Origin of the sequence: Aliidongia dinghuensis (assembly GCF_014643535.1) — a bacterium.
GTDB classification, from domain to species: Bacteria; Pseudomonadota; Alphaproteobacteria; order ATCC43930; family CGMCC-115725; genus Aliidongia; species Aliidongia dinghuensis.
Genome location: NZ_BMJQ01000001.1, coordinates 300,706 through 327,496 on the forward strand (window position 1 = coordinate 300,706; position 26,791 = coordinate 327,496).

The following is a 26,791-nucleotide window of genomic DNA, read 5'->3' on the forward strand; positions in this document are numbered from 1 at the left end:
TGCTGCTTCAGGTTGGCGCGTTGCGTGTCCGCTCTGCGAAGGCATTGACCTGCCGCGCCTCAACGCGCTTGCGGTGAGGGCGCGTCAAGTCAAGCTGGGCGTGTCTACTGAAACACGTTGACCCCGACGGCGGCCTCGACCTGGTTATCATCGGCGTCTTCGACATCCATTGGTGCCTCGCCGGTGGTGACCATGTCGCGTTGCTCTCTGGCCCGCTTCCAATCGTTCGGTCCGCCAGCCTGCTTGTGGCGCCTCATGTCGGTGCCGTTGACGTTGACCTCGCCGCGATAGCCGAAAATGTCGAGGTTGTAGTAGCCCAAGTGGCGCATTTCGTCGCCGAACAGCTGGAGATAGGTACTGCCGCCGCCCGGAGGAACGGAGGCGGAGTGGCACGACCAAAGCTTGATTCGAAGGGAATTCCCATCAGGGGCGAGCCCGTCATCGCTGAGGCGGGCGGCCAACTGCTTCGGTGACAGCTTCAAGGGGCGGAACCCGACCGCTTCTGAATTCCCGTGGCAATGGATGTACAGGACCGCCGGTACGGCCCGTTGCGCTCTGACGTTGCTCAATGGAGTGGTGCCAGGTTTGTGCCACAGGAGATTTGGATGGCAGCCGCCATCCTGTTTGGCGAAGCGCGCGAGCAGCCAGTCACCCCACTCCTCGATTTCGTTCTGGCGCGGATTGTACAATGGCCAGCCCTGCTTGGAGCCGACCTCATCCATCGTTCCGTAATTGCCATCGGCCGCGCCCCTGATCGCGGTTTTGAGTTCGAGCCGATTTCCAAGTTTCGGCATCGGAATGTAGACGAGGCGGTAGTATTTCCCCACGATGCCCCCCGATCGAATGTCTTCCGGGCGTCGCGGACCTAGACCGCTCTGCCGGTTGGTTGATGTCATCCGCGAGTAAGCCGTCCGACCAAGCCCGGCCGAACGGCTCACGGCGGCCCAGTCAGTTGTTGACGTCTGTCGACGTTTGGCCTGCGGTGTAGTTCTGCAGCACTCCGCTCGAATCGAACGTCATCGTCACGTTTGTCATCTTGCCGGTCGCCCCGCCCGCAAAGGCCCCCACTATGGGAATGAAGGTCGCGGCCTTCGCCTGGGTCTCGGTGTGCACGTAGCTGATGATCTTGGCGCCTTCGGAAGTCACCGTTGAACTGTTTGGCGGCCCGAACTTGGAGACCACCTCGGCGTAGGTGGTTTTTCCCTTTTGCAGGTCTGCCAGCTGCTCCTGCTTCACCTCGGTGCCGGATGACATGCAGCCAGCGACCGCGACCGATGCAGCCGCGGCGAAAATTCGACGAAACAACCTCATGAAAACCTCGGTTATCTGAATGTGCGGGGCACAACCGAGGGTGATGCTACGAAAGGTTGAGGAGCCATTCCACACCAATCGCGCCAGTGAGTGATAGAAGCTCGCCGAGCGTTGGAAACATGGGCCACGCCAGTGGTTGCCGCGCGGTCGCGGTTTGGCGGTATCGAAAATCCATGGCGGCATGCGGCCGAACGCCCGCAGCAAATCCTTGTGCGTGTCCGGCTACCCGACGTGCGGCGGTGGAGTGGTTTCGAGCGCTCGGATGTGAAGCGGCCCGACGTGATGCACCTGCCATGCCTTTGAAATCAACTGCTTGCTGCGCAGATCGGCACCAGGACCCCAGCCGATTTGCGCCCGTGCAACGGCATAGCCATGGGGTAGCCGACGCATACGACGGGTGCGTCGGCCGATCGGCCGATCGGCCTGACGCCGGACACAGGCTCCTGACGGCGCCGTTCAAGGCGGGCCGGTTCTCTTGCCAGCAAGTATCGTTCGCCGTATTGACTCGAAACGAACATGACCGTTTTGTGGATTCCGCTGCGGCATCGGCGGAATGCTGTCGAGCTTAGAGCTCGGAAATGAGACACGGTCCCGACCGATCGAAGTCGGAGGAAACGCAGGCGGGAGGAGAGACGATGTCGAATGCGCTCCGCATCGCGCATGGAGCGTTCGGTCGAGTTGCCTTACTCGACATGGATGCTTCGCTCGTTCGCCATGCGCATCCTCACTGCCACGTCCTGATCAAGGCGGAGGGTTCCGACACCCAATTTTCGGTGCGGGATCAGATCGTGCCATTGACCACCAACAACGCCGTCCTGATCAACGCGTGGGAGCCTCACGCGTACGTCCATGATCCAAGGCGGACGCGGACGATCATATTGGCGCTCTATATCGAGCCGATCTGGCTGGCGGGATTTCGGAAGAATTGGACCGCGAGCGGAGCGCCCGGCTTTTTCGAGCGCCTCTCTGGCGAACTCACTCCGCTGATCCGCTCCCTTGCCGACGAGCTCGCGTTCTCGATGACGAATAGCTCCGTGACGGGGGCCGAACAGGAGCGGCTTCTCTCCGACCTGATGATTGCGGTCATCGAGAAATTCTCGCCGTGGCGCGAGGTTACTGTTTCCCTCCGGGATCTCGCTCGCCGCGGAAGCGTCGATTGGCGGATCCGACGCGCGCTCGAGGTCATACGGGCGAACCCGGGAGAGATCGGAGACATGAGCGCGTTGGCGAGAGAAGTCGGCCTTTCCCGCGCGCATTTCTTCCGTCTCTTCGAGAAATCGATCGACGTCCCGCCGCGTGTCTTCCTCAACGTGGTGCGGTTGGAATACGCCGTCGGCGAGCTGGTCAATTCCGAGGTGAGCCTCTCGGACCTGAGCGATCGCCTGGGTTTCAGCGCACCGCCCCATTTCACCCGGTTCTTCAGGGATCACGCAGGGGCGACGCCAAGCGAGTTCCGGTCCGTCGCGCGGCAATGAGCGATCGGAAATCCTAATCACGCGATCGGGCATCCGAATTAAGAGACGGTAGGGTAAGTCGTGCGACCCGGCGGTATCCACGTCTCCCCGTTCCTGTGTGCAGCCTGCACCCAAGCGTTTCGAAGACGCGCTAGGGAGAGGCCCAAGTGGAACAGAGTGCCGTCCTCCGGGACCCGGAACGACGCGTAAGCATCAGCGAAGGCTGGGTGGGGAAGTCGCCCCCGCGCGTCGAGGACGCGGCCCTCCTGACCGGGCGCGGGCGCTACATCGACGACCTCGGCATCACGCCGGGCACGCTCCACGCCGCCATCCTCCGCTCCCCCCACGCGCACGCCTTGATCGAGGCGATCGATGTCGAGCGGGCCAAGGCGATGCCGGGCGTTGAGGCCATCCTGACGGGCGAGGATATCCGGGCCCTGACCGCCAGCATGGTCGTCGGCGTGAAGGCACCGGTCGATTGCTGGCCGATCGCCGTCGACCGGGTCCGGTACGTCGGCGAACCGGTTGCGGTGGTCGTCGCGTCCGACCGATATCTCGCTGAAGACGCGATCGATCTCGTTGAGGTCCGGTACAAGCCGCTTGGCGCCGTGGTCGATCCGTTCGAGGCGATGAAGCCCGAAGCGCCCGTCCTTCATGAGGGGTTCGGCACCCTGGGCCTCGCCAACAACGTCGCGAGCGATCGACGCTTCCGGTACGGCGATCCGGAGCGCGCCTTTGCCGAGGCTCCGCATCGTGTCTCGGTCGACGTGCGCTACCCGCGGAATGCCTGCACGCCCATCGAGACCTACGGGGTCATCGCCGAATACGATCCGGGCCTCGACGGCTATGACATCCGGGCCAATTTCCAGGGTCCCTTCAGCATTCATGCGGTGATTTCGCGTGCGCTCAAGGTCCCCGGGAACCGGTTGCGCCTTCGGACGCCACCGGATTCCGGCGGCAGCTTCGGCGTCAAGCAGGGGGTGTTCCCCTACATCGTGCTCATCGGGGCCGCGGCGCGCGTCGTCCAGCGTCCCGTGAAGTGGATCGAGGATCGGCTCGAGCACCTTGCCGCGTCGACCGTCGCGACCAATCGCGGAACCCGGCTCGAAGCCGCGGTCGAGGCCAACGGGCGAATCACGGCGCTGGATTGGGATCAGGTCGAGGATTGCGGCGCGCATCTTCGGGCGCCGGAGCCTGCCACGCTCTATCGCATGCACGGCAACATGACCGGGGCCTACGCGATCCGAAACGTCGCCATCCGCAATCGGGTCGTGGTCACCAACAAGACGCCGACGGGCCTCAACCGCGGCTTCGGCGGACCCCAGGTCTATTTCGCGCTCGAGCGCCTGATGCAGCGGATCGCAATCGAGCTGGGTCTCGATCCCCTGGATGTCATTCGCCGCAACCTCGTGCCGCAAGGCTCCTTCCCCTACAAGACCGCGACCGGAGCGGTGCTGGACTCCGGCGACTACCAGACCGCCCTCTCGGTCGCGCTCGAAAAGGGCGGGCACGCGGAACTGCTGAAGCGGCGCGATCAGGCCCGCGCCGAGGGGCGCCTCTACGGCATCGGGTACACCGCGGTCGTCGAACCCAGCGTCTCCAACATGGGCTACATCACCACCGTCCTGACGGCGGACGAGCGTCGGAAGGCAGGGCCGAAGAACGGCGCGCAGGCGACAGCGACGATCCATATCGACCCGCTCGGCTCGGTCTCGGTCCACGTCGCTTCGGTTCCCCAGGGTCAGGGGCACCGCACCGTACTGGGCCAGGTCGTCGGGGATGTGTTCGGCCTACCGCCCTCCACGATATCGGTCGTCACCGACGTCGACACGGGCAAGGACGCGTGGTCGATCGCCTCGGGGAACTACTCCAGTCGGTTCGCTCCGGCGGTGGCGGGTGCCGCCCACCTTGCCGCGACGCGGCTACGCGGCCGCTTGGCGCAGATCGCCGCGGCACAGCTCAACATCCTCCCCGACGAGGTCGAGTTCGCCGAAGGCCGGGCCCGGGCGAAGGGAAATCTCGACAACGGCACGAGCTTCTCGCGCGTCGCGGCGGCCGGGCACTGGGCACCCGGCACCCTGCCGGACGGCGTCGAGCAGCCGCTTCGGGAGACCGTGTTCTGGACCCCGGATCAGCTGGTGGCGCCGAACGCGAAGGACGAGGTCAATTCCTCGCTCTGCCACGGCTTCATCTTCGACTTCTGTGGCGTCGAAATCGATCGGACCACCGGTGAGACCAAGATCGACCGGTACGTGACGATGCACGACTGCGGCCACATCCTCCACCCGGGAATGGTCGACGGCCAGGTCCGCGGCGGTTTCGCCCATGCCCTGGGAGCGGCGCTCTATGAGGAGCACAGCTACGGCGCCGACGGCAGCTTCCTGTCCGGCACGTTGGCGGATTACCTGATCCCGACCACGATGGAGGTGCCGGATCCGATCATCCTGCACCTGGAGACGCCGTCGCCGTTCACGCCTCTTGGCGCCAAGGGCGTCGGGGAGGGCAACTGCATGTCCACCCCGGTCTGCATCGCCAACGCGGTCGCCGATGCCTTGGGGCTCTCCGACATCACCTTGCCGATCCTGCCGTCGCATCTCGCAGACCACCTCTACGGCGCCGAAGCCCCGCCAAAGCATTCGCCAGCGACGCGTCCGAGCGTTCCCGCAAAACCGGGCGCGAGAATGCTCACCGGCGATGGGACCGCATCGGTCGACGCGCCGCGGGACAAGGTCTGGGCGATGTTGCTCGACCCCCAAGCGCTCATGGCGATCGTGCCGGGTGCCCATGGCATCGAGAAGCTCTCCGACACCCAATTCCGCGCCGAGGTGACGCTCGGCGTCGGCCCGGTCAAGGGAAGGTACAAGTCGGAGATCAGCCTTTCCGAGATGTTGGCTCCCGAGAAGGTCACCCTCACCGGATCGACGAACGGGGCGCTCGGCTTCGGCCAAGGCGTCGGCGTGGTGACGCTATCCGAGGAGGCGCCGGGCCGGACCAAGGTCGCGTACCGCTACGAGGCGGAGATCGGCGGCAAGGTGGCGTCGATCGGCGGACGTCTTCTCGATGGCGCGGCCCGTGTCGTCATCGGGCAGTTCTTCAGCGCTCTGGCGGCGCAGGCTGGCGGTGCGCCGAAGCGCGGCTTGGTGGCTTTCCTAAGACGTCTGTTCGGGAGGCGGTCATGAAGCCCCCTGCATTCGACTACCTTCGCGCCGCGACCCTGGACGAGGTCCTGGAGGCGTTGTGGGAGGGCGGTTCCGACGCTCGGATCCTGGCCGGGGGCCAATCGCTGCTGCCTATGCTCAACATGCGGCTCGCCCGGCCGAGCGTGCTCGTGGACGTCATGCATGTGGATGCGCTGCGACAGGTCACCGCCTCCGGGGACGCCCTCAAGATCGGTGCCGCGGTCCGGCAAGCGCAGATCGAGCATCGAGCCGACCTGGTCGGCGAACTGCCGTTGCTGGCCGCCGCCATTCCTTGGGTCGGCCACATGCAGACTCGTGCTTCCGGCACCCTGTGCGGCTCCGTCGCCCACGCCGATCCAAGCGCCGAGATCCCCTTGGTGCTGCTGGCCTTGCTGGGGTCGGTCCACCTGAGGTCCCGCAAGCAGCGCCGGACCCTCAAAGCCGACGACTTCTTCACGGGCATGATGGCCACCGCTCGGGCCGACCAAGAGGTCATCGAGGCGATCTCGTTCCCCCTGGCGAGGCCGGACACGGGCTACGCGTTCCGCGAAGTCGGACGGCGCCACGGCGACTTCGCCATCGTCGCCTGCGCGGCCGTGGTCGATCGCAAGGGCGCCCGCTTGGCGGTCGGGGGCGTCGCCGACATGCCGATGGCTCGGCCGTTGCCGCTGCCGGAGGAGGGGAGCGCCCTCGACGACGCGCTCGAAACCTTCGCCTGGGACCTCAACGCCCGCGACGACCTCCACGCCACCGCCCGCTATCGGCGCGAGCTCGTCAGGCGCCTCGGCCGCCAGGTCATCGAAGAAGCCGTGCGGCGGCGAGACGGCGTGACGCCGCCGCCGACCGGTCACCAACAGGATGCTGCCTGATGCCCCGCCTTTCCGCCACCAGCCGCCACCCGGTATCCTTTACGCTGAACGGCCGCCCGGTCAGGGGGGAGGCCGAGCCGCGTCTCCTGCTGCATGATTTCCTGCGCCATGTGATCGGTGCCACGGGCACGCATGTCGGTTGCGAACATGGTGTCTGCGGGGCTTGCACCGTCCAGATCGACGGGGCACCGGTCCGGTCCTGCTTGAGGCTCGCGGTACAGTCCGATGGCGCCGAGATCCGCACGGTCGAAGGCCTGGCGCCGTCACCGGAACGTCTCGCCATCCTGCAGGAAAGCTTCCGGGAGCATCACGGCCTCCAGTGCGGCTTCTGCACCGCCGGAATCCTCATGTCGCTCGATGCGTTCCTGCGTGGCAACCCCGACCCGACCGAGGCCGCCATCCGCGAAGTCCTGTCCGGTCATCTCTGCCGCTGTACCGGCTACACCCCGATTGTCGCTGCGGCCATGACGGCGGCGGCCCGCCTGCGCGCGGAAGAGCCGAGCCATGCTTGATCTCGGCACAAGCTTCATCGCCAGCGTGGAGCGCGATCCGAACGTTCTCGCGATCGTCGATGGCGAAACCCGCCTCACGTATGTCGCCTGGTATCGTCGGGTATCGGCCATCGTCGCGGCGCTGGACGAGCTCGGGCTGAAGCCGGGCGACCATCTTGTCACGGTTCTGCAGAACCGCTGGCAGGCTGCCACACTCCATTGGGCGTGCCAGCTCGCCGGGGTCATCATCACGCCGCTGAATTGGCGAGCGAAGGCGGACGACGTCGAATTCTGCGTCACCGACTCCGGTGCGTCGCTGCTCGTCTACGAGCCCGCATCCGCGGACGCGGTCCATTCGGCGCCCGCCGCAATGAGCATCCGCAGGATATCTCTCGGCGCCGCTAGCGACGGTGAGATTGCATTCGACGAACTGGTCGAACGATCGGCTCCCGATGCGCAGCCGAGGGTGAGTGCCGACGCCTGGTCCCTGATGCTTTACACGTCCGGGACGACGTCGCGCCCCAAGGGAGTGCCGCGTCGGCAGCGGGCGGAACGAGCGGCGGCGATCGCCCATCTCGCGCAAAACCTCTACGGCCGCGGCGAACGCACGCTCGGCGTCATGCCGCTCTATCACACCATGGGCGTGCGATCGCTCCTTGCGATGTCCTTGGTCGGTGGGACTTTCGTCTGCCTTCCTCGCTTCGACATCGAAGGGGCTCTGGCACTGATCGAGCGGGAAGCGATCACCAACCTCTACCTGGCGCCCACGCTCTATCACGACGTGGTCCACCACCCCTCCTTCAAGTCGGCGGACGTGAGTTCGGTGCGGAAGCTCGGGTTCGCGGGAGCGCCGATGACCGACGGCCTGTTGCGCCGCCTCGAGGAAGCCTTCCGGCCCGAGCTGTTCGTCAATCACTACGGCAGCTCCGAGATCTACACCTGCACGATCAACCAGGATGCGGCGACCAAGCCGGGATCCGCAGGCCGGGCGGCCCTCAACCAGCGCATCCGGGTCGTCCGCATCGACGCCTTGTCCGCGGACGACCTGGCCGCTCCCGGTGAGGAGGGCGAGATTATCGCGTCCCTCACTGGAGACGAGGCGTTCGAGGGCTATTGGCTGAGGCCCGACGCGGACGCGAAGGCGTTGCGGGACGGTTGGTACTTCACCAGCGACACCGGCTATTTCGACGCCGACGGCGACCTCTTCGTCACGGGCCGGGTCGACGACCTGATCATCACCGGCGGCGAGAACGTCTCCCCGGTCGAGGTCGAGAGCTGCCTTTCCCTGCATCCCGCCGTCTCCGAGGTGGCCGTGGTCGGCCTGCCGGACGAACGGCTCGGCAAGGTCGTCACCGCCTTCGTCAGGTTGAGCCATCCCGTCGATGCCGAGGAGCTGGACAGGCATTGCCGCGAGTCGACCCTCGCCAATTTCAAGCGCCCCCGCCGGATCGTGTTCGTCGAGCAGATCCCCCGCTCGCCGGTGGGCAAGCTGCTGCGCCGCAAGCTCGTCGACGGTGAGTACCGCCTCGCCGATCCCAAGGCCCAGAACCAGGAACCAATCGCATGAGCGCCCCCATGACTGATCCCCGCTTCAATGATCTCGACGGTTTCCGCGTGGAAGTCGACGCAGAGCGATTCCGCGCCGACGTGATCCTCGATCGCGCGCCGCTCAACGTCATCTCGATGCCGCAGCGCGACCAGCTCCGGAAAGTTTTCGAGGCACTCGACGAGGACAGCGCGGTTCGCGTCATCGTCCTCCGAGCCGTCGGCGAGCACTTCTCCAGCGGCGGCAACATCAAGGGCTTCATGGAAGCTTCGCCCGAGCATGTCTCGAAGCTCGCCTGGAACGTTGCCGCGCCCGCGCGCTGCGGAAAGCCCGTGATCGCGGCGAACCGCGGCTATGCCTTCGGCGTCGGCTTCGAGATCTCGCTGGCCTGCGACTTCCGCATCGTCTCGGAGACCTGCCAGTACGCGCTCCCGGAACAGAAGCTGGGGCAGATCCCGGGCTCGGGCGGCTCCGCGCGCCTTCAGAAGATCGTCGGCATCACGCGCACCAAGGACATCGTCATGCGCTCCCGCCGCATCGGCGCCAACCAGGCGCTCGACTGGGGCATCGCGACCGAGATGGTGCCGGACGACCAGCTCGAGGCCGCCACGGACGCCTTGGTGGCGGAGCTGGTGGGGTTTTCGCCGCTGGCCCAGCGGACGGCCAAGAAGCTGCTGAACGACACCGAGGATGCGTCGCTGTCGATCGCGATCGAGCTGGAAGGGCATTGCTACAGCCGCTTGCGGTCCTCGGACGACTTCGCGGAGGGCGTCGACGCCTTCCACAGCAAGCGCCCACCGAACTTCCGCGGCAGCTGAGCGAGCAGCTAGCCGCTGCCAGGGGAGGCGGGCCGTCCCGGCTGCTTCTCCTGATACGCAGACATTCAACGCGAGGCCCCTCGGCGCTCGCGAACAAGCGCACGCAGATGCTGCCTTACTGACGGGGAGGAACATTCCATGGCGATTGCACAGAAGCCCGACGCACTGGACGCGGTCGAAGCGACGCCGCGGCAGACATTTTTCGCCATTGCGGCGTCTTGTCTTGGCTGGTCGCTCGATCTGTTCGACCTATTCATCCTGCTCTACGTGGCGCCGACGATCGGGGCGCTGTTCTTCCCGTCCCAGTTCCCCACGCTCTCCCTTGCGGCCGTCTACGCGTCCTTCGCGGTCACGCTGCTGATGCGACCGGTCGGCTCGGCCGTGTTCGGCTCCTATGCGGACAGGCATGGGCGCAAGGGAGCGATGGTCGTGGCCGTCGTCGGCGTCGGCATCAGCACGGCGGCTTTCGGCACTCTCCCGACCCTTCAGCAGGCGGGCCTGATCTCGCCCGTGCTCTTCCTGATCCTCCGGCTTGTCCAGGGCGTCTTCGTCGGCGGCGTGGTTGCCTCGACGCACACGATCGGGACGGAATCGGTCTCCCCGAAATGGCGCGGCACCATGTCCGGCCTCATCGGCGGCGGCGGCGCCGCGGTCGGCGCGCTCCTAGCCTCGATCGTGTTCCTCGTAACGAGCTCGATCTTCCCCGGCGACAGCTTCGCCGCATGGGGCTGGCGCTGCATGTTCTTCGCCGGGATCCTGAGCTCGGTCCTGGGACTAGCCGTCTTCAACAGCCTCGAGGAGTCGCCGCTTTGGCGCCTGGCCCAGGCGAAGAAGGCGCTCTCTTCCGATCGGCGCTCTCCTCTTGCGACGCTGTTCAGCGCCGACCACCGCGGCGTGCTGCTCGTCAACCTGATGATCACGATCGGCGGCGGCGCGGGCTACTACCTGACTTCGGGCTATCTCCCGAGCTTCCTCAAGATCGTCAACAAGCTGCCGGGCACGACGACGTCGTTGATCCTGATGGGTGCCAGCGTGGGGGCGCTCATCGCCTCGTTGGTCGTGGGATGGATCAGCGACCAGGTCGGTCGCAAGCCGACCTTCATTGTGATAGGGCTGGTCAACCTCATCCTGATCCCCGTCTGCTACAGGGCGATGGCGGGTGTCACCGACGTAGCTGTCGTCACCGGATGCGCCATAGCGCTCGCGTTCCTGGGGAACGCAGGCTACGCGCCGGTGCTGATCTTCCTCAACGAGCGGTTCCCGACGTCGCTCCGCGCGACTGGAACTGGCCTCTCGTGGAATATCGGCTTCGCGATCGGCGGCATGATGCCGACGTTCGTGTCGCTCGCGAGCCCCACCCCGACCGACCTGCCGCTCTCGCTCTCGATATTCGCCGGGGGCGTGTTCCTGCTCTACCTGATCGGAAGCTTCATCGTGCCGGAAACGCGCGATCGGATGAGGTAGGAACTGCGGGCCTGGCGGGGTGGTGAGTATCCGCCAGGCTCGACGCGCGTCCCGGCGCCACCGTTGGAGCCGAGGGCCGAAGGCGTTCCGGCTTCGACGGTTGCGCCCTTTGCGAGATGGAACTCTGCACGCGGTCTTCGCCGAAGCTCTCGCCGCCGCCGGAGGTCGAGGTGTCGAGGTGCCCGCCATCCGTGACCAATAGCCGGAAAGCCAACGGTACTGGGTCGTGAACTTTCTGGGGCGTGGGGGCATTCCGGTGCAGGTCGACCGTGTTTCAGCGCGGGGTCCCGCGCGGCGGGACCGTTCCTAGGCGCCTTCGAATGGTGGTTCAGGCCTCTCCTCCACCTGGTAAGGGCCGAACTCCATGCCCAGGTCGATTTTGAGCCGGGCCAGCCTCTCAAGGGTCGCGGCTTCGATGAAGTTGTTTTCCTGATGGGGCGAGTTGCCGATGGGCAACGTGAGCTGGATCAGGCGCTTGGCATCGTCGACCCGGTCGAGCAGTTGTTCGATTTCGGCCCATCCGCCGAGCGCGGCGACCAGCTCTTCGATCGCTTCCGTCCACGTGTCCTCGTACCGGAAAGCACGCCGAAAGATCACGACGTTCCTGTGCGCGGGGCGGCCTCGCTTTCCCGCAGGCTCGCCCTTGCAGGTGACAAGGAACGGCCGCATCGGCGACGCCGCAGCGATTCCACGGGGGTCTTCGACGAAGTCGCTTAGCCAAAGCTCCACGAACCGCGTCCTGTCGACCATATTCCATTCCTCGCCCGTCGAGCCTCTCCAGTTCACCCGTTGCGAAACACCTGCCAGGAAGTGGCCACCGCTCTGCCTGGCCTCCGGGCATCCCTTCACTTCACTTCAAAGCTTGAAATGCGCGCTCGAACGGCGCCCCTGATCGACCGCCATTGGGCTAGGTTCTCGGCCATGAAGCTAACCCGAAGCAAGGAACCCAGGAACTCCTCGAAGGACGTGCATTCACTAGGTGCGCCGTCCGACTCCACGCGGTCGCACGCAATCAATATCTCGTCCCCTTCGTCAACGGCTCGGAAATACGGGAATTCCGACCCGGAAGCAGTGAAGTATTCGTCGAGATCAAGCCGGTCGTTGTGGACGCGTCGCTTTCCCTTCAGCAGAAATCTGTCCTCGGTTTCGGCAAAGCTTGCCGGGTGGCCGGGGGTCAGTGAGATTCGGACGCGCTCTTTGCACAGGTTCCAATGACGAAAGCAGTCGGCGTTTTCATCGTTGACCGGGCCGACGTCCGGGAGCGTCGATTCGATGTAGAGCTGCGGATGGTAGGTCGGCAGGAAGGCGCTTGGCACCCTGAATTCATGAGCCCCGACGACGAACGTTATCGGCGTCAGGTCATAGGTGTGGTCCCTTGGGGGATCTTCCGGCGCAGTGCTCCCTGAAGATCCGGCCATGGCGGGCGTCGCCAGCCCGAGCAAGCACGCTGCCACGAAGAAGACAGCTTGGAGTATGCGGAACACCATGCCTCCTACGACAAAGGGCTGCGTGCGGGAGGCAATGTGTGAATCGGCACGAGGTCTCCACGTCGATCGGCGCCACAAAGCTTTGTTCTCAATAGGGAGCGCGGGGTGACATCATTGTGCCGTTTCTCGACGAACGGACGAAGAGCCCCTTACATGTCACGCGGAGAGTTCGACCGCAGACGCGACGCGGAGCAACTGGCACCGGTATGGTCGTTTTCCCTCATCCCGCGGCGTGAAGACTGACCGGTTGAACCTTGAAGCCGTCGCGTTTCAAAATCTCCAAAAGGCCGCGCTTGCCCGCAAGATGCCCCGCTCCGACCACAACGACCGCTCGTCCTTCCTGGAGGTACTGTTCAAGCGGGGACCGCCACATCATGTTGCGTTCTTCGACCATAATGCGGTCGAAGAGAGCGGCCTCCTCGGCGTTACCGAAGCACTTGTCGCTGAGCCGCTTGATGTCCGCAAAGTCGCCCGTGTTGAAATCACGCACCAGCTGTCCGAATTCCTTTCGCAGATCAAGTGACAGCATCTTTTCTATCGAATGGGTTTGAACGGAATCTGGGATCTTGAAGCGCTGTCGCTCCTCCTGATCCGGAGTCTCGAGAACGTCGATCGAGATGCCTGCTTTCTCGGCAGCCGTCATTAAAAGCTTGTCACGGCCGGGCTGACTAACATCCGTGCCGCACGGAAGGCTGACCACCAGTGCCGCTATGTCGGGGCGCCGCTGCGCTAGGTACCAACCGGCGGGAAGGCGGTTCAGAATGGGTAGGCAACTGACCGCGGCATCGAACGCTGCTAGCTGCGGCGCGGTGAGAGGCTCGGCCCAGGCGGCCTTCGGATAGGCTCCGGTTGTCCGAAAAATCTCATCGGCGCCCGGAATCAACAGATCACCAGCCTTTGGCGATTCTGCCCGAGGGCGCCCTTCGACGACCAATCGCGCAGCTCCGGCGAGGACGGATGGAGACGGCTGGCGCAATCCGTCCGCCGCGACATGAAGGCTGCCGACGAGGGTGTTTTCCGCGCCGTTCGGAGCGATCACCTTGAACGCGGGGACGCCGCCCACCTCTTCGGGCGCCGAGAAGGCGTCTGTCGTGCCGAACAACAATGTCGCGAGGGCGAGAACGCCCGCGGATAGGCGCCAAAGGTAGTTGAACGAGCTTCCGTTCCTCGAAGGGGGACCAAACGGACGGACCATCCTCGATTTCAACAACATGCTGGCTCATTGAACGAAAAGTTGACGCCGCATGTCATAGCATCCTCCGGTGGCATGCGATAGAGCGATGCTTGGGCCAGCGATTCGGCCCGGAGCTGCCGTTTCACGTCCGCCCACTTCGCCCCATTGCGGATGCTCTCGCCAGCTGGCGGCGGACTTACATTCCGTTCGGTTGCATATCGAAACTTTATAACTTATGGTTGCGCATGGGGTTAACGGCTCTGTTTTATTCTTCTTGGTTTCCAACTTGGAGATTTACATGGGCCTCGCAATAAGAGAGATCTCCCGCGAACAAGATAGCAAGACATTTTCGCTTCGTATTCAATGGGTTCTAAGTGCACCGCACCTCAATGGGCTGTTGGTCCAGCGTGTAGAGCGCGCAGGTAATCAGCTGATTTCTCCGGGAAATATAAGTAAAGACCTCTCACTGTATTGGGAGGCTTGGAAGGTCATCAGCGGCGTCGTGCACGGTGTGGACGTTTCCACTAAACAGCCGATGGCCATTCCCGATCGCGCTTCCCACGACACCTTTTCGGGCGAGGCCAAGGGGTTCGGCGCCACTCGCATACAGGCCGTTGTTTTCTGGATCGATCAAACCAGCGGCGATTGCGACACGGTCCTGAGCCGTATGCCAGCAGGAGGCGTTGAATACGCGGGCAGTCTTTGGTCTACAGACAAGGACCCATTCTCCTACGTCGTGCCCAGTCAATTGATGACGCGCGACGAGTTCTTCATGAACGAGGCGTTTTGACCTGTTGTCGGATGCCTGGGTAAGCCAGGAAGGCGGGATGAGGCTGCCTCACTCGAGCTCGGTCCTGTCGGTGGTGAATTGAAGATGCCGAAGCCAGGCTCGGCGGCGAACCGGCTTGGTCATGTGGATCAAGACGTAGGCGGGCTTTCCGCAGGTCAGGGTCGCCCGGGCGCTGTCGAAAATCCATGGCGGCATGTCGCCGAACGCCCGCAGCAAATCCTTCTGCGTGTGGAGCATTCCGACGTGCGGCAACGGAACTGCCTCGAGGTCTCGGACGTACGCTGGGTCCTCGAACTCCAGGGCCCTGTACAGCGTCACCTTGAGCGCGTCGACTCCTTTGTAGTTCCAGTAGGTGAGGCGGCAGGTCACCTCCATGGAGATCACCTCTGACCATGGGACGACCTTGTCTCGTTCGCGCCGTCCGAGACCGAACGAGACGGAGATGTCGACGCCCTCGACGGAGCCCATCGCCAGGACGGTGTCGTCGATGATCCGCTTTCTGCTTCGGCGCATTTCCCGCCTCCCGATTTTGGGCCGGGGTCGTGGTCCGCTGGCCTTGTCGGAGTGCCCGAAGGGGATCGCTCGCCGCCCCAAATATTATGTGTCCCGCGTCAGCGTGTCGGCCTTGGCGAATGCTGTCGCGAAGGCGCAGGGTGAAGCGGCGCGGCGTCGTGACCCCTCCTGCGCTTTCGGGACCGAACACTTGCGACGCCAAGCACCCGGGGGGCGCCGAGATGCACCATGAATGCCCGCGAGTTCCCGAGCTGACCAAGGCGGCAACGGTGGGGCATCGACTCTTGCGCCCGTCAGCAGCAGCCTGAATGCCCGCCGTCGGCCTGGACCGGCGGGCATGGCACGGATCCGAAGGAGCAGAAGACGCAGCAGTCGCCCGGCTTGGGGCGGAGCAGCGCTCCACAGCCAGCGCACTCGTAGAAGAACTGGCACGCGTCGGGCGGCATCGTCTCGGTCTTGGCAAAGCCGCAAGCCGGGCAGGTGATCGTGGATTCGAGAATCATGCGGTCCCTCACGCGTAGCTGTAGCCGAGATAGAGTAGCGCCGAGCCAACCAGCAAGCCGACGACGACGAGCGCTTGAACGGCGGGTTTCGCGCAGACCGAACCGGGTGCGCAGACGGCTTGCCGCCGCTGTCGCCACAGAAGGATGGCGCCACCCGCCAGGCACGTTGCCGCCACGGTCATCAGAAGCAGTCGATGCGGTGCCGCGAGGAGGGCGACGCCATAGAGCCAGGCGGTGCCGAGGCCCGCACCCGCCAGGAGGAAGGGAAGGCCGCAGCATGACGCTACGCCGAAGGCCGCGGCCAAGCCGCCGAGGGTCAGCGCGACGGCGCCGCTACCGGCCGATCTCGTCCGAGCGGTTAGATCGAGTTTGCTTTCGGCCATATTCGGTCCTCCTTGCCGGGTCGATCGAGCGACCCTACGATCTGTAGCGACTACAGACTCAAGCTCTTATTTTCGGAGCCCGGCGCATGGCACGGCTGGATGACCTGTCGATCGGCGAATTCGCCCGCCGGACCGGTTGCGGCATCGAGACGATCCGCTATTACGAGAGCGTCGGCGTGCTCCCTGTGCCACGGCGGCGTGGGCGGTATCGTCGCTACGATGCCGAAGATGTCGGGTTGCTGACGTTCGTGCGCCGGGCACGGGAGCTTGGGTTCACGCTCGACGAGGTTCGCGCCCTGTTGAGGTTGGCGACCGGCGGACCGGATGCTTGTGCCGAAGCCCGCGACATCGCCGCCGCGCATCTTGACGCTGTGCGTGCGCGGATCGCGGATCTGCGCGCGATGGAGCGGGTGCTCGTCGACACTGTTCGCCGGTGCGAGGTCGAGCCGCACGACGGCTGTCCGTTGATCGAGACCCTCTCGGGAAACGCGACCGGCTGACGTTGCCTGGCGCGGCAACCGCGAAGCGTCCAAAGACAAGGCGGGTACGTGCCCTGCAGGGCGTCCTTCGAGGCGACGATTTACGACGACGTGAGGGGTGTCAAGGAGGAGGCCGCACGATCCCACCGTCGCGGCCGTCTCCGCTTCGGCAGATCAGAGAAGCTTGAGGTTGACGGCCGAGGTCTTGCCTCTCTTGGGATCGCGCTCCTCGTCGAACGACACCTTCTGCCCGTCGTTCAAACCGTTCAGCCCCGCACGCTCGACGGCGCTGACGTGAACGAAAATGTCGGCCCCGCCATTGTCCGGCTGAATGAACCCGTAACCCTTCGTCGAGTTGAACCACTTCACCGTACCGTTGACCATCTGCTTCTTCCTGTTTTTGGGTGGCGTTCCCGCGCACGAGCACCGGACGCTCCCGATCCGAGCAATGTGAACGATGATCTAGCCCGGGTCGGCAGTCGGACATCAAGCTTGAATCGATACGGCGGCTGTGAAGCGGCGCGACGCGATGATCCCTCTCATGCCTTAGAGTTCAAACGCTTGCCACGCCGATCGGCGCCAGGACCCCACGCCGATCTACACTCCGCTGTGCCTTGAACCTGGTCTCAGCCTCGCTCGATGGCCGCCGCCAAGATCTCCGCCGCGCGTTCGCATTGCCCCCGGCCCACGTTCAGATGGGTCGCGACACGCACGGTGCGCGCGCCGAATGCGGCAACCAGGACGCCCCGCTCCTTGGCGCGTTCCACCACCCTCGACGCGTCGGGAGCGTCGTCTTCCAATTGGAACACGACGATGTTGGTCTGCACGGTCTGTATATCGAGCCGTACGCCACTTACGCCAAGCAGCCGGTCCGCAAAGACCCGCGCGTTGGCGTGGTCCTCTGGCAGCCGAGTGAGATTATGATCGAGGGCATGAAGACCGGCCGCGGCCAGGATCCCGGCTTGGCGCATGGCGCCTCCGAACATGCGCCTCACGCGCACCGCTCGCTTGATGTCGGCACTTCCGCCCACGATCAGGCTGCCCGCGGGACAGCCTAGCCCCTTGGACAGCGCGACCGACACGAGATCGAAAGGGGCCGCGAGTTCTGCAAGGGGGCGGCCGGTCGCCGCGGCGGCGTTGAACAGCCGGGCGCCGTCGAGGTAACTGCTGACGCCGAGCTGCCGAGCGGCAGCACAGATCGCGATCGCGTCGGCCTGCGGGAAAACGACGCCGCCGCCGCGATTGTGCGTGTTCTCGACGGTCACCAAGGTCGTGGGCGGAAAGATGGCGTGGCCTGGCGCCTTGTAGGCGGCCCGGAATTCGTCGGCGGTGAAGAGGCCGCCGCGGCCGACGACCGTGAACTGCACGCCGGAATTCGCGGCTGCTGCTCCGGATTCGTGCCAAACGACATGGGCTTCGTCACCGACGATCACGTCGTCGCCGGGCCGCGTAAGCAGCTTCAGACCGGTTTGATTCGCCATGGTGCCGCTGGGCATGAATAGGGCGGCTTCCTTGCCGAGCATCTCGGCGATCCGCTCCTGGAGGCGGTTGATCGAGGGATCCTCGCCATACTGATCGTCGCCGACGGGCGCCTCCGCCATCGCCATCCTCATGCCGGGTGAAGGCAGGGTTACGGTATCGGAACGGAGGTCGATGCGGTTCGTCAGAGAGGTTTCGGTCAAGCTCGTCTCCTGCCTTTAGCTCCCTGTGTAAATCGGGCTGGGGTCTCGGCGCCGACCAGCGCCGCAAATGATTGTCTTCGCTCGGAAAGGCGAGGAAACCCATCGCGCCGATTTACAGCAAAGCCGCCGGGGCGTCGCGGGTGTCGACCATCCGCTACGCACACGATCCATTGTACTTAATCTGTCGCCTCGCGCGATCGCTTCGAAGCCCTGGCTCATACCTTTGCGAGCCTCCGGCCGGATCTATATTGCGACGAGAGCGGAGGTCATGTCACTGCAACCCGTCGACGCGACAGGCGTTCGGTCGGTTGGCACACGGCCGGTGGTGTGAACGGCGTGGGTGCCGGGCGGCATTCCGGAACGGAATGCCCGTGATCTCCTTGTCGTCGACGCCTCGGACCTCTGACCGGGCGCTCGCCGTTCGAGGGGCGGGAGGTGATGGTGACGGGACTCCCGGCCCCTCGGACGCGCGGTCCTTGCATGGTGCCGACTCGAAAGAACTCTTAGTGATTCGCCGCTTTGGCTACGATGACCGCGGCGATTGCCTCATTGGGTTGACGCGCCGATGCGAGGACGGCCTGCGCCTTGGACGTGGCGTCGGCAATCGCCGCGTCGTAACAGGCATGGTAGTCCCGGGTCTCCCGCGCGACGCGGCTGTCGACGATCGGTCCTGCGCAGACATCTCTGACGGCTTGGTGAATCCGCCGCATCAACGTTGCCTGGCCGCTTTCGGTCATGAGATTGAGATCGGCGATCGCGACCAATTCAGAGCGGTATTCCAGTTGCGAGGCCTCGGGCCTGACGACAATCTCTTCGGCCGATTCGGCGGCATAGGCGAGATTGAAGCTGGTCATCAGCAGAGCGGCCGAAAGGGCAATTCCGGGGACGCGCGGGCACATCATTCGTCTCCCGGAGTAAGAGTCGCGACGGGGCGTGCGTTGGTAGTCGAGGCCGAAGGACAGACGTGCCAAACACCGCCGCGCCGTGGTCGCAATCTTCGTCAGACGAATTTTCATTTCACCATAGTTCGTACCGGCATAGAAGATATCTGCCATTTGAGTTCTCCTTGCTAAGTGTCAGTGGGACATGGGCCCCGCCTATTCACTAGACTGGCGTAGCCAGGGTGGGTGAGAACGAGCAGATGCGCGGCGACGACTCTGGTTTTCAGGTGCGAGCCAGTGTAAGTGGGCTTTCGACGCTCGATTTGTCGTCGCTCATTCATCGAAAGCAAATGTATGCGAAGTCTCAAATCGTACTGTGAGGTGCCTCACATTTGAGTGGATATTGGCGGCACTTCACTCCGTGGCGCCTCAAGTCTTCTTATCTTCCTTCGGAAATTTCTCTATAGGGCGAGGGCGCGTCGGTTGCGTTGCTGGGTTGTGAAGCGGCGCGACGTCATGCCCGCTCCCGGGCTTTCGAAATCAAACGTTTGCGATGCCTATCAGCGCCGGAACCCCGCGCCGATTTACAGACTGAGCTCACCGTGTTGGGAGCTCGCTCTGCTCATCGGCCGCGAGGCGCAGAAACTCCTTCGTCATCGCATGGACGCGAGCGAGATACGTCGCCGCAGCGCCGAGCGCCGCGGCGTTCGCCCGGCGCCAGTCGAAATCCACGTCGCGAAGCCTGACGCGTGGCCCGTTGGGCCAAAGCTCGGGTGCGGTTCATCTGGTTGATTTCCCTATCGTTGCCGCCTCCCGGTGGCGAAGAATGGGGCCGCTGGCAAACGGGAACCGCTGAGTCGGGAATATCGATGCGAAAATCGGCCTTCCAAGAATGGCTTGCAGGTCTGGCGCCTTCCGTGCGGCAAAAGGCCCTGGAGCTCGAAAGCAAGTATCGGTCGCTGGGGTTGGACAGGCCCGAGGACTGGATCAGATCGGAGATCGTCGAGGGTCTTCCTCAGTTCACCCGTTTCCTGGTTCTCCGGCGCTGCTGGGCGGACCACGTTGCGCCGTGGTCGCAAGACGCCGCGAACTGGATCGAGCGGGTGGACGCCCCGAAGGACGGCGCCGGAGACCGTACGAGGGAACAGGCACGCCAGGCGTTGGCGGCGATGAAAAGCGCCGGAATCGCCACGGAGGATCTGGGCGCGCTCGCCCGTTTCATCGCCCACGAAACCGCGATCGGGATACTAAACTGCGTTGACGAAGGCCATGATCCGGTGGCTGACGCCAACGCTCCAGGATGGGCGTTGGTCGAAACGGACGCGACCGGGGCCGCGACCGGAAGGACGGTGGTCGGCTTGCACGAAGACGCGTTTCCGTTTGCCGAGACGTGAGGCGGGGCAGGTCGAAATCGTGTCCGCAGGAGTGACGTGACGAAATGTTCGAGGCTGCCGCGGGCACTCTTCCCCTCGACCAGATCCAGGCGTGCGTGGAGCGCATCGCTCGCAAGATCGGGGTGCCGCCTGACGAGCTGCCGACCTACGGCCATTCAGAGGACGGCGCTCGTCCCCACATCGAGTCCGACCGGAGCTATCATTTCGTCGTGGTCGAGCGGGGCCGCGAGCAGGAGCGCCGCACGACACAAGACCTGGACCAGCTGCTATATTGGATATTCCGCGACGCTACCTTCACGATCGCGAGCCGATTCGAACTCAAGAACAGAGTGTCCGGCGCCGATTTCCGCCGCCTCCTATTTCGACGGCAGCGCGAGTTGCTCGCCGAGCTCGATCGCCTTTGGGCGAAGCGTCTCGATGGGGAGCTGGCCGATATACTGCGTGAGCACCCGTACTCGGATGAGTAACGCGCCGGGTGCCTGGCCAGGTGCGGAACGCGTTCCCCTGGCGCCTAGCGACAGCTCGACGCCGAATCTCGGCACGCACCTCATGGGACGATGACATGGTCTTCCTTGCGCTGACGCGATTAGGTTTCGAGGAGTTCGAGGCGCTTCGGAAAGCGGGCGCGAAGCTGGCCCTATGGGTCAATACGGGCGTGCTCATCGCCGATGAGCTTGCGCGGCTCCGCGCCGGGGGCCTCTCGGTCACGGACTTCGTGAGGCCGATCGATCCCGCGGACCATGCCGCCGTGGCCGCCGCTGTGGACACGATCAGGGAGCACCATCCCGGCAAACGCGTCTGGGTCGAGAGTTGATTGGGCGCCGGGTGATCTCGCAAGGTCACCCGGTTCTCGCCGCAGCGTCGAGCGCCGCGCCGGTCGACCGACCAACGGGGATTGAAGGAGGCGGTGGCTCCGAAACCGGCCGCCACCCGGCGCCGCGCTCCCTAGCCATCGCGGATCATTTCGGGCGCTTCTTGCCGATGTCGGTCACGTCGGTGGTCCGCAGCGTCCGATTGTTTGCGTCCATCTCGGTGATCTCGAGAAAGTGGGGGGCGTATCTCCATGACGATCCGCTCGGGCAGAACACCCCGGACACCGTCGTCTTCGACCGTAGCGGATTTTTCATGGTCATCGAGCCGATCTCGCAGCCTGGCATGCCGCGGATGCCACTCGGGTCGAGGGCGACGGCGATCGTGTCGCCTCGAACGCCTTCGACGACCATCTCCTGGCCCGACGGCGCGTGTCCGAGCCCCAGGTAGTACGCGAAGCGGTCCAGCGATCTCGTGATCACCTCGTCGTCCCATTGATGCAGGTGCAGCATCTTCACCAGGTCGGCCTTCGCGTCTGGCGTCCAGGTCGAGCTGAAACGCGATTCACCCGCCAACGATGGCGATGAAGTCGCCGCGAGGATCGCCAACGCGATGCCGATGGGCGCCATGTTTTTGAACGTCATTCGAAAGATGCTCCGGAAGGCGGCGCCACGGGGATCGCCGCCGACATGCGATATGGATGGGGTGGCTCTATGCGGACTTCGCGGCGCCGGGCCGCTGGTGCTCGTCGAGGAACCGCTCCATGGCCTCGACGAACGCGGTCCCGCTCCGGCGCGCCAGGAAGCAAAAGATCGCGGCGCCCACGACCATGACCACGAATCCTAGGAAGGCAGAGCCGTTCCAGATCCAGTGGAGATAGAGCATCCCGGAGCCAAGGAGATAGATCGCGACGCCGACTATCATCGTCATGATCGATACTGGAGGGGACCCTTTTCGGGACCGTTCGACCAAGGCGCCGACGATCGCTCCGAGCAGGCCCGCGATCGAGGCGAGCTGGCCGAGCAGCGGAACCATCATCAACGCGAAATTGAACCAGGCGGACGCCTTGCCGATCTTCTGGAAGCCGGGGCCCGTGTTGCCGCGAAGGATCTGGCTTCGATGGCGAAGGCCGGTCGTGCGGTCGAGCACGACGACGGCCTTGTCCTCGCCGCGCACGGCTACGACGCAGACATCGTGGCCCACGCCGATTCCTGCCGCCGCCTTGCCAGTCTTGAAGGCGACCGTCGATCCATCGGCGCGCTTCAGCTGAAGGACCTCGCCCAGGATGGCGCTGACGATTCCTTCTTCGGCCACATAGTCGCGCCGGATCTGGTCCATTGGGTCCGTCATTCGAACCTCGCCGCGAGAGCAATGGATTCGAGGGCGGGAAAACCGGTCGCCGCCACGGCGCCCGAATGCTTGCGATACATCGAAAGAGCCTCCGCGCGTCGCGTCGGCCTCGAATCCTTGGCGGCAGCCCTGGCGAGTTCCGACTTCGACGTTCGCGTTCAACTTGCTGAGGTCAACGGCATCCGGACAGATGGGGATTTCCCCATATGGCGCCGCAGTCCGATTTGTGCATGCGCCAGGCCGCGCTTAGCGCGGAGCCCGCTTTTCCTTGAGCGCGGCTGCCATTTTCACGACGACCTCGAGGTCTTCGTCGGGCAGTTGGGAGCAGATGTCCGCGATCAGCGCGAGTCGGCGCTCACGCTCCGAATTCGGGAGCGAATCCTTGGGCAGCAGAAGATCATTCGGCGTCAGCGCCAGGACGTCGCAAAGGCGGACCAGCGTCGCGAGATCGGGTTCGTTGACGCCGCGCACGTAGCGCCCGACGCGCGACGGGTCGACCTGGATCCGGCGGCCGACCTCGCTGTCGGAGAGCCCGAGTTCTCGAGCCCGAGCCCGTATCCGGTCGCCAATCTGCATGACCGATTGTGTCGTCGGTTCACGCACTGGCCGCCATGGTGTTTTTGGGCCGACAATTAGGTGAAATTCACCTAACGTTCGTCGCGTGGACGGACCGACCAAGGAATCGCGACGCGCCGATGGTCTCGCGCGTCTCACGCGGCGCGAGCTCGAATGCTTGCGGCTGCTCGCCGAGGGGGAGCAGCCGAAGCGGATCGCGCACATGTTGGGACTGACGCCGAAGACGGTCGAGCACTACGTCGGCAGTGCGCGTCGGAAGCTCGGCGCCAGGACGACTACGCAGGCGGTGGTGATCGCCGTGTTCCAAGGAATCATCAGAGCTGCTAACAGGCGCGCCTGAGGTTGTGCCAGGATGCCCAGCTGCGCGGAGAACGCTTTGAAGCTTTTACAGAGGTGGAGAATTTAGCGTCGCTCCGAAGTTCTTCATAGGCACAGATGTGATCGGCAAACAATAAGCCATTGATCGAATCTGCCGTTGTCGAATTGCAACGAATAATCGAGATCGCAATGATTTTACACTGTTTTTGTTCCGTCAGCTAAATTGAATTATCGCCGAAGGTCGCCTCGTTCAGGAATGTGATGTCTAAAAATTTAGAGTTTCTCGATTGAAATAACCATTCAAAGGTGAATGATCTCGGCTTAAACACGCTGAGGATCGGAATGTCGCTACATCAAGCACTCAAATTGGCCGATGATGCTTTTACACTCTACGACGAGCGATCAGCCAGCATCGGAACCGGCACCAAGGACGGTGCCCTGCATCTGCAATGCGTAAAGGGTTGCAGCTACTGCTGCCATCTCGAAGTCGGGGTGAGCGCCCTGGAAGTCATAGCGATCAAACAGTTTCTCGAACGGCCGGAGAATCGGTCGAATCTCGAACGCGTAAAAACGCGAGTCAGACATCAGCGAAAGGCCGTCGGAGACCTCCGCGACGAGGGGCGCAAAAACGCCCGGATCATGTGTCCGCTCCTGAGCGATGAGGGAGCATGCGGCGTGTACGGTGCACGGCCGATCGCGTGCCGATCATATGCTTCCTTCGATCGCGCCGCATGCGAGCGGGATTGGCAGCAGCCGGAGGCTGAGCAACTGGTTCCCTATTCCGAAACCCTTCGGGACATGGCGAAACACTTGGCTCCTCAAATCCAGGGCGCTCAATCCAAACTCGGGATTGTCCGCGGAGCATATGAACTGATCAGGGCGCTTCACGTCGCGTTCAGCACGCCGGATTTCGAACGACGTTGCATGGCTGGCGAGGACGTTCTCGCCAAAGCCGCCCTGCGGTGAGAGCGTCGAGACGACGCCCTCCGGCTTCCGGATCGACGGAGACCCAACGATCTTCCCGATCATCTTGCGCGTGGTCATTCCATTGACAAAAGGCGCATCAATTCAGCGAACCTCTTCGAGAGAGACGTACCTTGGTTGAAGAAAAATGTCCGCACTGCATGTCGATCATCAATGAAGGCGCTACGGTATGTGCTTCTTGCGGAGCCAACAAGAAGCTCGAGACAACTGGCTGCCTTTCCATGCTGGTCAAGCTCATCATCTTGCCGTGGCTTTTATTTGGGCCGGTCATGACGATCGTTGGCTTGAGCGCCACCGGTTACGCCACCCTCTTCCTCGGCATCGCCATATCGATATTCGGCGGCGCATTCATCGTCTTCGCCCTCTCCCAGTCCAAGCAGGAAGCCGTCTGGTACCGTAAGCAGCCTTAGCAGGTGCCAAGCCGTACGCGATTGCGGCCCGTCATCCGATCTCGGAGTGGTCCGTCGTGAATTGGAGATGGTGGAGCAAGGCTCGGCGATGCACGGGCTTCGTCATGTCGGCAAGGATAAAAACTGGCTTGCCGCACATCAGCGTCGCGCGAACATGATCGAAGACAGGAGGGGCATAAGGGAAAGCATGCGCAGGATGTCGGCCACCGAAGATCCGGATCTCTGATCAGCCCGCGGGGCCGATCGGGGCAATCGACCGCCTGGGGATTTTTACTCCGGCACAAATGAGGAAAGTTCGAGCGGCATCGACACCGGCGAGCGGCCGTGGCTCCTGGAGCGCGTCGGCGCGACCGCCCAGGCGCCCGCCGACGAAAAGCTGCGCACTGCCGTACGGATGTTGGGTGCTCTTGCGGTCGATGAGTCCCGTCCATCCCGCGATCAGGCCGGATGAGACTGCCTCACTCGAGCTCGCTGTGGTCTGTCGTGAACTGAAGGTGCCTGCGCGCCTCGTGAGCCGGGCGTCGGGCGCGCTGCCGTCGCGCATCGGTGTCGTCCAGTGAATCGGCAGGCGCTTCGATCTGCGTCCGGCGGAATGCGCCTCGTATGTCGATCTTGCGTTCGTCGCCAGGCGCGACAGCATTTTAGAGTCCGGGTCGAGACGTCACGGCGCTGCACTTGTCCTGGCGTCGCGGCTCATCCGTCCTCGCTTTGCTTCTCTCCGCAAAAGGATCGGAGACGATCGTGGGCCCAAGCGATTTATCTATCTAACGCTTGGCCCGCACCCCGCTGTTTGCCGTCCGCCTGACGCCGAAATGTCCGCAGGTTTCTCGCCAGCAGCCCGCGTCGCGCGCTACGAGCGGCGAATTCCGGATGATGTGCCAACGTGGGGGATCGATGAACCGCACCTTTCTTCTCCAAGGCATACTCGCGGAAAATGCGGATGCTGCGCGCGCGCACGTTTGGACGTTCGACCGCGCGACAGTCTTCGGCGAGATAAAAAATCGTCTCTGGCGCGGAGGCGGATCGGTCCCCCGGGACCCGATCCGCCATGCGCGCGACGATGACTTGATTTTGCCGATCGAGCCGGACGACTGGCGGGCCGCCAAGCTTGGCAGGATCCTGAAGCATCTGGGGCTCGGCTTCTCCGGTCCGCCGTCGGAAGCGGAACTTGTCGACCTGTGCTTGCAGGCCGAAGCGCGCGCCGTTGCCTTGTTGGCGCGTCTGGAGGGTCCGGGCGCCGCGAAGAAGGATGGCGTGCCATTCTCCGGCAAGTCGGTGCTCGACCTGTCGCGCTATGTCTTGCGCCGGATGTTCGAGCAGCTCGATGCCAGCTTCGCACTCAAGCCTGTCGAAGAGCGAGAGCGCGTCGCCGCCGACATCGCGCAGCAGCTTGCGGACCTGGCCTGCGATCCTATTGCCTGTCTTCGCCGCAACGGCCGGATACAGCGGCGGTCGGCTGGTTTCGAATCTGGTGAAGCGGCGGTTCCTGCTTCGCTCGGAATATCTCGCACTGGCCGATAGCTTGCGCGAATGGTGCGGAGGCTCCGCTCGCGTTCTTTCGAAGATGATGGGTCAAGCGGAAAGGACAGGCGCGCGAATCGCGTCGGCCCGGGAGCGCATCCATCCGGACTATCGAGCGATGATCGACGATTGGCAGGAGCGGTTCGCTGCCGACCAAAGCTTCCGCCGCCTTCATCTGGAGCGGTTCGAGCGAGGCGCGGCCGATCCCTGGGTATTCGACGACGGATCGGGGCCGCTCGAAGCGTGCGCCGCGGCAATTGTGGCGGCGTCTCGGGCCAGGATACTCCCCGCGGATCTCGGTCCGGAAGGGAAATCGCTGATGGCCAGGATTGCTGCCTATGCGAATGGTCTTCGTCGTCGTCTGCTAAGCCGCTGACACGAACTCCTGATCAGGGCGCTCCATG

Annotated in this window: 34 protein-coding genes; 18 read left to right on the forward strand and 16 right to left on the reverse strand. The window is 63.9% G+C overall.

The window, feature by feature from the left end; all coding sequences use genetic code 11:
* Nucleotides 1–104 precede the first annotated feature (104 nt).
* The gene (locus IEY58_RS01455; RefSeq protein ID WP_189041673.1) at nucleotides 105–896 is read right to left on the reverse strand and encodes a hypothetical protein; all 792 of its coding nucleotides are present in this window, start codon (nucleotides 894–896) and stop codon (nucleotides 105–107) included.
* Between the two features lie 52 nt (nucleotides 897–948).
* On the reverse strand, nucleotides 949–1,311 hold the full coding sequence (locus tag IEY58_RS01460) for a hypothetical protein (protein ID WP_189041675.1): 363 nt from the start codon (nucleotides 1,309–1,311) through the stop codon (nucleotides 949–951).
* Nucleotides 1,312–1,946: 635 nt separating this feature from the next.
* Here IEY58_RS01460 and IEY58_RS01465 point away from each other — a divergent pair.
* From IEY58_RS01465 to IEY58_RS01495, 7 genes are all read left to right on the forward strand, one after another.
* On the forward strand, nucleotides 1,947–2,786 hold the full coding sequence (locus IEY58_RS01465; protein WP_189041677.1) for a helix-turn-helix transcriptional regulator: 840 nt from the start codon (nucleotides 1,947–1,949) through the stop codon (nucleotides 2,784–2,786).
* 206 nt (nucleotides 2,787–2,992) lie between these two features.
* Nucleotides 2,993–5,944 carry a xanthine dehydrogenase family protein molybdopterin-binding subunit gene (locus tag IEY58_RS01470; RefSeq protein ID WP_229743419.1) on the forward strand — a complete coding sequence of 984 codons (2,952 nt, stop codon included), beginning with the start codon at nucleotides 2,993–2,995 and terminating at the stop codon, nucleotides 5,942–5,944.
* On the forward strand, nucleotides 5,941–6,813 hold the full coding sequence (locus IEY58_RS01475; protein WP_189041680.1) for an FAD binding domain-containing protein: 873 nt from the start codon (nucleotides 5,941–5,943) through the stop codon (nucleotides 6,811–6,813). The genes IEY58_RS01470 and IEY58_RS01475 overlap by 4 nt, the downstream gene beginning before the upstream one ends.
* The gene (locus tag IEY58_RS01480) at nucleotides 6,813–7,325 is read left to right on the forward strand and encodes a (2Fe-2S)-binding protein (protein ID WP_189041682.1); all 513 of its coding nucleotides are present in this window, start codon (nucleotides 6,813–6,815) and stop codon (nucleotides 7,323–7,325) included. Before IEY58_RS01475 ends, IEY58_RS01480 begins: the two co-directional genes overlap by 1 nt.
* Nucleotides 7,318–8,871: an AMP-binding protein gene (locus tag IEY58_RS01485; protein WP_189041684.1), complete on the forward strand. Its 1,554-nt coding sequence runs from the start codon at nucleotides 7,318–7,320 to the stop codon at nucleotides 8,869–8,871. Before IEY58_RS01480 ends, IEY58_RS01485 begins: the two co-directional genes overlap by 8 nt.
* A gap of 8 nt (nucleotides 8,872–8,879) precedes the next feature.
* Nucleotides 8,880–9,668: an enoyl-CoA hydratase/isomerase family protein gene (locus tag IEY58_RS01490; RefSeq protein ID WP_189041686.1), complete on the forward strand. Its 789-nt coding sequence runs from the start codon at nucleotides 8,880–8,882 to the stop codon at nucleotides 9,666–9,668.
* Between the two features lie 138 nt (nucleotides 9,669–9,806).
* The gene (locus IEY58_RS01495; RefSeq protein WP_189041688.1) at nucleotides 9,807–11,132 is read left to right on the forward strand and encodes an MFS transporter; all 1,326 of its coding nucleotides are present in this window, start codon (nucleotides 9,807–9,809) and stop codon (nucleotides 11,130–11,132) included.
* 306 nt (nucleotides 11,133–11,438) lie between these two features.
* Here the strand turns inward: IEY58_RS01495 and IEY58_RS01500 are convergent, their stop codons facing one another.
* From IEY58_RS01500 to IEY58_RS01510, 3 genes are all read right to left on the reverse strand, one after another.
* The gene (locus IEY58_RS01500) at nucleotides 11,439–11,882 is read right to left on the reverse strand and encodes a hypothetical protein (protein WP_189041690.1); all 444 of its coding nucleotides are present in this window, start codon (nucleotides 11,880–11,882) and stop codon (nucleotides 11,439–11,441) included.
* 95 nt (nucleotides 11,883–11,977) lie between these two features.
* Nucleotides 11,978–12,619 carry a hypothetical protein gene (locus tag IEY58_RS01505; protein ID WP_189041692.1) on the reverse strand — a complete coding sequence of 214 codons (642 nt, stop codon included), beginning with the start codon at nucleotides 12,617–12,619 and terminating at the stop codon, nucleotides 11,978–11,980.
* A gap of 220 nt (nucleotides 12,620–12,839) precedes the next feature.
* Nucleotides 12,840–13,832 (reverse strand): TraB/GumN family protein, encoded by a 993-nt coding sequence (locus tag IEY58_RS01510; protein WP_189041694.1) that lies wholly within the window; start codon nucleotides 13,830–13,832, stop codon nucleotides 12,840–12,842.
* A 259-nt stretch (nucleotides 13,833–14,091) separates the two neighbouring features.
* Between IEY58_RS01510 and IEY58_RS01515 the strand changes: the two genes are divergently transcribed.
* Entirely contained in the window at nucleotides 14,092–14,583 is a 492-nt protein-coding gene (locus IEY58_RS01515; protein ID WP_189041696.1) for a hypothetical protein, read from the forward strand.
* 48 nt (nucleotides 14,584–14,631) lie between these two features.
* Here IEY58_RS01515 and IEY58_RS01520 read toward each other — a convergent pair whose 3' ends face one another.
* From IEY58_RS01520 to IEY58_RS01530, 3 genes are all read right to left on the reverse strand, one after another.
* On the reverse strand, nucleotides 14,632–15,096 hold the full coding sequence (locus IEY58_RS01520) for a hypothetical protein (protein WP_189041698.1): 465 nt from the start codon (nucleotides 15,094–15,096) through the stop codon (nucleotides 14,632–14,634).
* A 293-nt stretch (nucleotides 15,097–15,389) separates the two neighbouring features.
* On the reverse strand, nucleotides 15,390–15,599 hold the full coding sequence (locus tag IEY58_RS01525; RefSeq protein ID WP_189041700.1) for a GDCCVxC domain-containing (seleno)protein: 210 nt from the start codon (nucleotides 15,597–15,599) through the stop codon (nucleotides 15,390–15,392).
* 8 nt (nucleotides 15,600–15,607) lie between these two features.
* Nucleotides 15,608–15,982: a mercuric reductase gene (locus IEY58_RS01530; RefSeq protein WP_189041702.1), complete on the reverse strand. Its 375-nt coding sequence runs from the start codon at nucleotides 15,980–15,982 to the stop codon at nucleotides 15,608–15,610.
* Between the two features lie 86 nt (nucleotides 15,983–16,068).
* Between IEY58_RS01530 and IEY58_RS01535 the strand changes: the two genes are divergently transcribed.
* Nucleotides 16,069–16,482 carry a MerR family transcriptional regulator gene (locus IEY58_RS01535; RefSeq protein WP_189041704.1) on the forward strand — a complete coding sequence of 138 codons (414 nt, stop codon included), beginning with the start codon at nucleotides 16,069–16,071 and terminating at the stop codon, nucleotides 16,480–16,482.
* A gap of 153 nt (nucleotides 16,483–16,635) precedes the next feature.
* Here IEY58_RS01535 and IEY58_RS01540 read toward each other — a convergent pair whose 3' ends face one another.
* The 4 genes from IEY58_RS01540 to IEY58_RS34560 all read right to left on the reverse strand — a co-directional run bounded on the left by IEY58_RS01540 (nucleotide 16,636) and on the right by IEY58_RS34560 (nucleotide 19,756).
* The gene (locus IEY58_RS01540) at nucleotides 16,636–16,845 is read right to left on the reverse strand and encodes a cold-shock protein (protein ID WP_189041706.1); all 210 of its coding nucleotides are present in this window, start codon (nucleotides 16,843–16,845) and stop codon (nucleotides 16,636–16,638) included.
* 242 nt (nucleotides 16,846–17,087) lie between these two features.
* Nucleotides 17,088–18,143, reverse strand: a complete 1,056-nt coding sequence (locus tag IEY58_RS01545; RefSeq protein WP_229743420.1) for a threonine aldolase family protein — start codon at nucleotides 18,141–18,143, stop codon at nucleotides 17,088–17,090.
* Nucleotides 18,144–18,646: 503 nt separating this feature from the next.
* Complete coding sequence (locus tag IEY58_RS01550; protein WP_189041708.1) at nucleotides 18,647–19,198, reverse strand: UrcA family protein; 552 nt, start codon at nucleotides 19,196–19,198, stop codon at nucleotides 18,647–18,649.
* Nucleotides 19,199–19,621: 423 nt separating this feature from the next.
* Complete coding sequence (locus IEY58_RS34560) at nucleotides 19,622–19,756, reverse strand: hypothetical protein (protein WP_268237541.1); 135 nt, start codon at nucleotides 19,754–19,756, stop codon at nucleotides 19,622–19,624.
* 137 nt (nucleotides 19,757–19,893) lie between these two features.
* On the opposite strand from IEY58_RS34560, the gene IEY58_RS01555 reads away from it, so the two are divergent.
* The 3 genes from IEY58_RS01555 (at nucleotide 19,894) to IEY58_RS01565 (ending at nucleotide 21,232) form a co-directional block, all read left to right on the forward strand.
* A complete protein-coding gene (locus IEY58_RS01555) occupies nucleotides 19,894–20,418 on the forward strand; it encodes a hypothetical protein (protein ID WP_189041710.1) in 525 nt (174 codons plus the stop codon).
* 44 nt (nucleotides 20,419–20,462) lie between these two features.
* On the forward strand, nucleotides 20,463–20,885 hold the full coding sequence (locus IEY58_RS01560) for an Imm63 family immunity protein (protein ID WP_189041713.1): 423 nt from the start codon (nucleotides 20,463–20,465) through the stop codon (nucleotides 20,883–20,885).
* A 95-nt stretch (nucleotides 20,886–20,980) separates the two neighbouring features.
* A complete protein-coding gene (locus tag IEY58_RS01565) occupies nucleotides 20,981–21,232 on the forward strand; it encodes a hypothetical protein (protein WP_189041715.1) in 252 nt (83 codons plus the stop codon).
* A 145-nt stretch (nucleotides 21,233–21,377) separates the two neighbouring features.
* On the opposite strand, the gene IEY58_RS01570 is transcribed toward IEY58_RS01565, so the two are convergent.
* The 3 genes from IEY58_RS01570 to IEY58_RS01580 all read right to left on the reverse strand — a co-directional run bounded on the left by IEY58_RS01570 (nucleotide 21,378) and on the right by IEY58_RS01580 (nucleotide 23,154).
* Nucleotides 21,378–21,872, reverse strand: a complete 495-nt coding sequence (locus tag IEY58_RS01570) for a hypothetical protein (RefSeq protein ID WP_189041717.1) — start codon at nucleotides 21,870–21,872, stop codon at nucleotides 21,378–21,380.
* A 67-nt stretch (nucleotides 21,873–21,939) separates the two neighbouring features.
* Complete coding sequence (locus tag IEY58_RS01575) at nucleotides 21,940–22,578, reverse strand: hypothetical protein (protein WP_189041719.1); 639 nt, start codon at nucleotides 22,576–22,578, stop codon at nucleotides 21,940–21,942.
* A gap of 246 nt (nucleotides 22,579–22,824) precedes the next feature.
* Nucleotides 22,825–23,154: a helix-turn-helix domain-containing protein gene (locus IEY58_RS01580; RefSeq protein WP_189041721.1), complete on the reverse strand. Its 330-nt coding sequence runs from the start codon at nucleotides 23,152–23,154 to the stop codon at nucleotides 22,825–22,827.
* An 85-nt stretch (nucleotides 23,155–23,239) separates the two neighbouring features.
* Here IEY58_RS01580 and IEY58_RS01585 point away from each other — a divergent pair, with 85 nt between their 5' ends.
* The 4 genes from IEY58_RS01585 to IEY58_RS01600 all read left to right on the forward strand — a co-directional run bounded on the left by IEY58_RS01585 (nucleotide 23,240) and on the right by IEY58_RS01600 (nucleotide 25,092).
* A complete protein-coding gene (locus tag IEY58_RS01585) occupies nucleotides 23,240–23,494 on the forward strand; it encodes a response regulator transcription factor (protein ID WP_189041723.1) in 255 nt (84 codons plus the stop codon).
* A 284-nt stretch (nucleotides 23,495–23,778) separates the two neighbouring features.
* A complete protein-coding gene (locus IEY58_RS01590; protein ID WP_189041725.1) occupies nucleotides 23,779–24,438 on the forward strand; it encodes a YkgJ family cysteine cluster protein in 660 nt (219 codons plus the stop codon).
* A 158-nt stretch (nucleotides 24,439–24,596) separates the two neighbouring features.
* Nucleotides 24,597–24,866: a hypothetical protein gene (locus tag IEY58_RS01595; RefSeq protein WP_189041727.1), complete on the forward strand. Its 270-nt coding sequence runs from the start codon at nucleotides 24,597–24,599 to the stop codon at nucleotides 24,864–24,866.
* 67 nt (nucleotides 24,867–24,933) lie between these two features.
* The gene (locus tag IEY58_RS01600) at nucleotides 24,934–25,092 is read left to right on the forward strand and encodes a hypothetical protein (protein ID WP_189041729.1); all 159 of its coding nucleotides are present in this window, start codon (nucleotides 24,934–24,936) and stop codon (nucleotides 25,090–25,092) included.
* On the opposite strand, the gene IEY58_RS01605 is transcribed toward IEY58_RS01600, so the two are convergent.
* Nucleotides 25,093–25,506 (reverse strand): hypothetical protein, encoded by a 414-nt coding sequence (locus IEY58_RS01605; RefSeq protein ID WP_189041731.1) that lies wholly within the window; start codon nucleotides 25,504–25,506, stop codon nucleotides 25,093–25,095.
* Nucleotides 25,507–25,760: 254 nt separating this feature from the next.
* Here IEY58_RS01605 and IEY58_RS01610 point away from each other — a divergent pair, with 254 nt between their 5' ends.
* On the forward strand, nucleotides 25,761–26,387 hold the full coding sequence (locus tag IEY58_RS01610; protein WP_189041733.1) for a hypothetical protein: 627 nt from the start codon (nucleotides 25,761–25,763) through the stop codon (nucleotides 26,385–26,387).
* A 118-nt stretch (nucleotides 26,388–26,505) separates the two neighbouring features.
* Entirely contained in the window at nucleotides 26,506–26,763 is a 258-nt protein-coding gene (locus tag IEY58_RS01615) for a hypothetical protein (protein WP_189041735.1), read from the forward strand.
* Nucleotides 26,764–26,791 lie beyond the last annotated feature (28 nt).